The 6,030-nt window shown below is 33.2% G+C and carries 8 protein-coding genes; all 8 read right to left on the bottom strand.

Going from position 1 to position 6,030, the window contains the following annotated elements; all coding sequences use genetic code 11:
* A partial coding sequence (locus M3175_RS10415) for an IS110 family transposase (RefSeq protein ID WP_251518630.1) occupies positions 1-304 on the bottom strand: 304 nt, incomplete at its 3' end.
* 445 nt (positions 305-749) lie between these two features.
* Positions 750-1,259 carry a hypothetical protein gene (locus M3175_RS10410; RefSeq protein ID WP_251518628.1) on the bottom strand — a complete coding sequence of 170 codons (510 nt, stop codon included), beginning with the start codon at positions 1,257-1,259 and terminating at the stop codon, positions 750-752.
* A gap of 373 nt (positions 1,260-1,632) precedes the next feature.
* Positions 1,633-2,304 carry a hypothetical protein gene (locus M3175_RS10405; protein WP_251518627.1) on the bottom strand — a complete coding sequence of 224 codons (672 nt, stop codon included), beginning with the start codon at positions 2,302-2,304 and terminating at the stop codon, positions 1,633-1,635.
* A gap of 74 nt (positions 2,305-2,378) precedes the next feature.
* On the bottom strand, positions 2,379-2,849 hold the full coding sequence (locus M3175_RS10400; RefSeq protein ID WP_251518626.1) for a DinB family protein: 471 nt from the start codon (positions 2,847-2,849) through the stop codon (positions 2,379-2,381).
* A 214-nt stretch (positions 2,850-3,063) separates the two neighbouring features.
* Positions 3,064-3,369, bottom strand: a complete 306-nt coding sequence (locus M3175_RS10395; protein ID WP_251518625.1) for a putative quinol monooxygenase — start codon at positions 3,367-3,369, stop codon at positions 3,064-3,066.
* A gap of 168 nt (positions 3,370-3,537) precedes the next feature.
* Positions 3,538-4,821: a histidine--tRNA ligase gene (locus M3175_RS10390; protein ID WP_251518624.1), complete on the bottom strand. Its 1,284-nt coding sequence runs from the start codon at positions 4,819-4,821 to the stop codon at positions 3,538-3,540.
* 275 nt (positions 4,822-5,096) lie between these two features.
* On the bottom strand, positions 5,097-5,543 hold the full coding sequence (locus tag M3175_RS10385) for a GyrI-like domain-containing protein (RefSeq protein ID WP_251518623.1): 447 nt from the start codon (positions 5,541-5,543) through the stop codon (positions 5,097-5,099).
* A gap of 58 nt (positions 5,544-5,601) precedes the next feature.
* Entirely contained in the window at positions 5,602-6,021 is a 420-nt protein-coding gene (locus M3175_RS10380; RefSeq protein ID WP_251518622.1) for a VOC family protein, read from the bottom strand.
* Positions 6,022-6,030: the final 9 nt, after the last annotated feature.

The following is a 6,030-nucleotide window of genomic DNA, read 5'->3' as shown; positions in this document are numbered from 1 at the left end:
GGTTGACCATAGCTAGAGGGATGCCTCGTTCCTCAAGAAAATAGGCTAAATTGAGCCAATAATGACCAGTAGGTTCAATCCCAACGATGACTTCCGTTTTTTCTTGTTCTTTCATTTCAATTAGAATTCGTTGATAGAAAAGTTCAAACCCATCTCGAGACTGAGAAACAGAGAATGACTTTCGGAGCACCCGTCCGCGATCGTCCACAAAACAAGCGTAATGAATCCGCTTGGCAATATCGATGCCGACTACGAGTGTTTTTTCAGTGACTTGATTTATTTTATGATTTTGTTTAAAATCCATTTTGGAGTCCTCCTTGGTTAACTAAGTTAGGGGTCATTTCGGCACACGATTTGACACCCCGTATCATACCAAGAGGGCTCTTTTTTGTTCAAGTCCCCGAAAATCCTTCTAACAGGAATGCTCCTTTAACTATTTTATCTGTTCTTGTTCAATAATCCTGATCCTTTATTACAAGTGTAAACCTCAGCTATACAGTAGCCGAGGTTTAATTATTTCTTATTTTTTAAAAGCTTTTATAACGAAATAAATAAAGGCAACAGTGATACCAGTAGATAGCAATAAAGGCAACCAAGTTCCGATGACTCCCTCCAAAATAACTCTCCTCCTTTAGAAGTGTTTACGAATCTTCTATAAAATAAGTTTCACCTTATTGAACAGAACTGCTTCTTTGGCCGAAAAGAAAAGGCGATTTTTCTTGAACACTTCTGTCTCCATTAGCTTAATTTTATTTAATGTGTTTAACGGCTTCATAATCCGGTGATAGTTCTTTAATTTTATTTTTATCGAAGGCTTTTTTCAGTATTTTTTTGTTTTTCATAAAATGGTATTCAATTTTCAGCTCTTTAGGAATAGTGGTAGAAGCTATTCCATCTTTTAGGAAAATATAAAAATAAATAAAGCTTCCATTTGGGCTAGGCCTTCCACAAATCATATAAGATTCTATATCTCCCCATCCAATTTCTACTTTTCTTTTATCTTTCTCAACGATTACACCTGTTTCTGTTACAGTTATAAGTAATGTTGGTATTATTAATTGCTTAAACGAATAAACGGTTATATATAAGAAAAACATCCCAAATAATGACATACAGATCAGTTCTGCCCAATAACGCCAATTCATTTCATTACCTAAATTAGAATAAATACCTACTGCCATCCACATGAACAAGTAACCAAAAATAATTAATATTACAAACATATAAATTCTTGAAATATATAACTTTTTCTCTTCCAACTAATCACTTCCCTTCTTTTAAATTACGGATCACTATGTAAGAAAGTTTCAAACTTTACTTTTAAGCGCACCGTTAGCGGAATATCATCTACATCAAATTTTAATAAATAAAGGCATTAATTCATCCGAATCAATGCCACCAGAAGCTGCCAATAGGCAGTTATTTATATAATGTCACCGTACAGGTAACAACCATTTGAAGGTGCACATAGTCCCCCAAATGATTTAGTGACGATCACTTTTAGTAACGAAAAAACCATAGAGTGGCAGGCTATTGATTTTCAAAGAAGAAGGTTAAAACCGAACCAAATAACTGAATGCAGGACCGCTACAGCAATCCTCGCTAAATATTGTACCTGTTATTATGAACAACTCATAAATTAGCTGGTTGAAATTCAATCGATTTTGCTTGAAACATTTTGTCTCGATATTCATAGACAATAACTATCTCACCAATATAGGCTGCTGGAGTGATTTGACCTGGGATTATTGCAATTAGTTCATTATCTCTTAACTCATAATCAATAATACTGCCAAAACTTATCTCATCACCAAGTTTAGGTTTGATAGTTATCGGTGTTATATCAACTTTATATACTTTGTCATTAATTCGGACTTCGCCCTTTTCGGTTGTTAACTTAGTTTTGACGTTTTTATGGATAATTGCCAAAGGATTATCAATAAGTAAGTCAATCAATCCATTTGTATTTTTATAAACATAAACTTCTTCTATTAACGCACCTGTACCATAACCTTTCGTCAAGATTATGATTAACTCTCTTTTCTCATCTTTGTTTATGTCTTCGTAAAATACTTGTGGGGCGTAGGAAGGATTAGTAACGTTCATCCAAAAAGGTCTTGAGAACCTCGTCCCCTTAAAGTCAATCTTGAAGTCATAATACAAGCCTTCCAATCTCTTGGCATAGATCGTTATATTCTCTTTATCAGACTTTGCTATCACAGTATAGTCTGAGGTTTGTGCTCCTGCATTATTAGGGGCAATTACAAAAATCATAGCTATTAATAAAATGATAGACCTTATCATTTGAACACCTCATTTTAGTGTTCCCATCCTTGTTTTACTATTCAACTAACCTCCCCGTTAGTCGAACAAGAAGTCTATTCAAACATTGGTACTTTGGGATCTTTTCCATAACAGTGAACAAGTACAGCGTGTAATTGACCTCTATGATGATATACATGTGCTAAAATTTCTAACAACCATTCATATTTTGTATATGTGATACCCCAATAGGAAGCAATGCTTTCTTGAAGTTCAGCTTCTGAATAATTCATATATACTTCTTTAAGTGTCTCAAAATTATCAAGTAGAGCATCTTTTATTTGAGTTAAATTTCCATATGTAACAGTTGAGTAAAAATCATTCATTTCATCTTCGGTTGCCCCATTTGCGATGAGCAAATCTGCTTTGCAAATAATTGAAATATGTTCTAATAATTCACCTATTGAATGTTTATTGGGAGAGGGCCTTTTTTGTAAATCTAGTTCTTCTAATTTATCGATTATTTCGATGGTTGTAGTTAATGCGACTTTGATTTGATTTAATGCACTTTTACAGTATGTATTCATAAGCCCCTCCTTAAATAACATTGGAAAATACGTTTTAGCACTTCAGTAATAAACACCTGAACCTCGTACAAGTTGTTCACTTTGTTTTTCCTAAATATAGTTAGATTCTAACATTAAACTGACCTACCTTCTTTAAAAAATTGGCCTATTGTACAATAAGAAAAAGCGATCTCCTTTATGGAAGAACCGCCCCCGTTTGCTCAATAAGAATTCATTAAATACCCTTCCCACCCCTAGTTTTTAGGGTGCTGATTCTCTCCATTCCAGTAATGATTGGTTTTGCCTGCTTTATTAAAGTTTGTGTAGCTTCAAGATTTAGAGAGGCTTGATGGGCATTTTCATTACTCCACACTTCATAAACATAAACAGAATTTGGTTCACTTTCCGAAATATTCACAACATATAACTCGCATTCATCAAGATTCTTCATTGATTTTGCTGCTTCCAATAAAATATCTACCATTGTGTCACGTTCGCCTTCTTGTACCTCAAACTTACCAAACAAACTGAATTTACTCATTTACAGTCCTCCCTAATTTATTGACCTGTTAATTGTTTCTACATTTCTTCTCTGTTATCCTGTTATTTCCATATTAAAATATAACCTTTAAGAAGAAATCAGAAGTAAATACACTAAAAAGGGGTTCATCCTATATATGCCCCTTTTCAGTTGAATAAGAATCTTAAATCAGGTAAATGGATACGATTCAGTCCTTTCATCACCTGAAAGCATATCTTTTACTTTGTATTGGTTATTTCTAACTTCATCCTCTCCGATAATAATAACGTTGCGAATCTTCTCTTTATTTGCTTTATCCAGAGCTTTTCCTAACTTTTTGTTACTCATTTCATATTCAACTTTATAGCCTTTATTTCTTAAATCATTCGCTACTAATAAAGATTCTTTTTGAGTCCCTAATGGAACTATATAATAATCTACATTCGGATTTTCTTTTAATTCTTTCACTGTTGAGTTCATAGCAGTATAGATTACATCTAAGCCAAATGAAATTCCTACTGTTGAAAATTCTTGGTTTGTACCTATCAACCCGCCGATTGCATTATCATATCTCCCACCACTCCCAATACTGGATTTAATAGATTGGTCATCCAAGAATATTTCATAAATTGTACCAGTATATATCTCTAATCCTCTTGCTAAAAATGGATTAAATACGCACTGTTCTTTTAGTCCTAGAAATTCAAGATAAGATTCTAACTCTTTTAATTCATTTAAACCTTGCCTTACCTCTTTATTTTGTTCGGCAAATGATTCAAAATAGCCAAAGCTTGAATTTGCGTCATCAATTAAAAACTGTTGAATTAAAGTAATTGTTGAACTTGATAATCCTTGTTCATTAAGCTCAGAAACAACAGATGCTATTCCAAGCTTTTCAAGTTTATCTAGAATTAAGACTACTTTATTGATTTTTTCATCCTCTGTACCAAATACATTAAGCATTCCAGTTAATAACTTTCGATTGTTATATTGGATCGTTACCTTTAATTCAAGTTTCCTAAAAGCATCCAATGCCATAACCATTAATTCAGCTTCAGCGATTTGCGAATCCACACCTACTATATCAACATCACATTGCGTAAATTCACGAAACCTTCCAGTTTTAATTGGTCCATCCCTAAAAACCTTACCAATTTCATATCGTTTGAAAGGCATCTTTAGTGTCGGGTTCATCGCAACCACCTTTGCAAATGGGATAGTGAGGTCATAGCGTAAAGCTAAATCTCTTTTTCCTCTATCGGATAATGTATACATTTCTTCTATTATTTCTGCTCCACCGCCATACTTAGAAACCATTAATTCGGTGTAATTTAATATAGGTGTTTCCAGTGGTTTACATCCATATTGGATAAATACATCTTCTAATGTTCTTCTTATGTCTCTTCTTACCACCTCAGCATTCGGTAAGTAATCTTGAGTACCCTTAACATTTTGATAATCCATTTTCTTCATTTTCATTGCCTCCAATTTTATAATAAAATAAAAAACCGCACTTGATTTAAGTGTTGAACTTAATCAAATACGGTTTAATGATAAATAGCCTTCCTATTGACGATTTTTTAAATAAATCGGATAGCAAGGCTACTTGATATGATGATGTTGTTGTGAGAACGAGATAATTGCTTTATTAAATAACGGCATAAATACTCACCTCTAGTTTCCATTTATGTTAACATATCCCTAATTGACTTTCAATAACTACTTCTTCACCTAAACTCCCTCACTTTTTAGTCATGAATCGGTAAGTAAATCTCTACCTCTTCTTCTCTTTCTTCGTTAGGGTGATAAGTCTCGATTATATAAGAATTAAGTTCTCTTTGATAACCTTGTTCTTCTGCCCAATTCAATAAATTCAAATGAAGTTCTCTCACGTTTGATATATTCCCTCTTGTAGTTACAAAACTCTTATTTGTTTCAATATATTCCATTCCTGATGGTACTTCATTTAAATTTCCCCTTACAATTAACCCTACATAATAATGACCTATCCTATGTTCCTCATCCTTTTTAGGCTCAAATAAGGCAATTTTCGTTTGTGTAGCATGTTGAATTTCGTTTGAACGACTTAATAGTTGTTTTGCAAGTAAGGGTACTTCATCGCCAAAGTGAACAAACTCCCCCTTGCCTTTTAATCCAACAAGCTTAAATTGTTTTTTTACCTTCATAAACGACATAATAACCTCTCCTCCCCAAACATAAAATCCATACTATTCTAATTTAAATATGAAAGATTTATTGATTAATGATGAATTTCTCTTTGAAAATTGGACTTAATTCACTCCATACATCAAATTTATTTCCATCTAGATCAAAGAACACAAAGTTCCTTCCCGAGTGTCCCCTATCTTCAATTTCTCCAACTCTCATTTTTTTGCTAACAAATTCATTATGTAACGACTCTAATGAACTTAATCCATTCACTTCAAATGTCATTGAGAAACGCTCCTGACCATAAATATCGTAGAAATTTGAGGATTGATTCTTATTTGATTTAACTAGGAAGATGCTTTGATTTGCAAGGTTAATAATCGCTTTATCATCATCCTTATAACTTAACTCAGCACTTAAATTAGATACATACCATTCTGCAGAAAGGTCAACATTGGTGACTGGGATATAAGTAGTCCCTACTCTTACTAGTTTTTCACTCATTTTAATTTC

The sequence above is a fragment of the Robertmurraya korlensis genome (assembly GCF_023715225.1).
Classification (GTDB): Bacteria; Bacillota; Bacilli; order Bacillales; family Cytobacillaceae; genus Robertmurraya_A.
The sequence above is the reverse complement of the archived record's forward strand: the minus strand, read 5'-3'. Positions and strand labels throughout refer to the sequence as shown.

Coding starts and splice junctions, on each gene's coding strand:
- M3175_RS10405 (WP_251518627.1), bottom strand. CDS start 2,304: ATGATAAGGTCTATCATTTTATTAATAGCTATGATTTTTGTAATTGCC.
- M3175_RS10400 (WP_251518626.1), bottom strand. CDS start 2,849: ATGAATACATACTGTAAAAGTGCATTAAATCAAATCAAAGTCGCATTA.
- M3175_RS10395 (WP_251518625.1), bottom strand. CDS start 3,369: ATGAGTAAATTCAGTTTGTTTGGTAAGTTTGAGGTACAAGAAGGCGAA.
- M3175_RS10390 (WP_251518624.1), bottom strand. CDS start 4,821: ATGAAGAAAATGGATTATCAAAATGTTAAGGGTACTCAAGATTACTTA.
- M3175_RS10385 (WP_251518623.1), bottom strand. CDS start 5,543: ATGTCGTTTATGAAGGTAAAAAAACAATTTAAGCTTGTTGGATTAAAA.
- M3175_RS10380 (WP_251518622.1), bottom strand. CDS start 6,021: ATGAGTGAAAAACTAGTAAGAGTAGGGACTACTTATATCCCAGTCACC.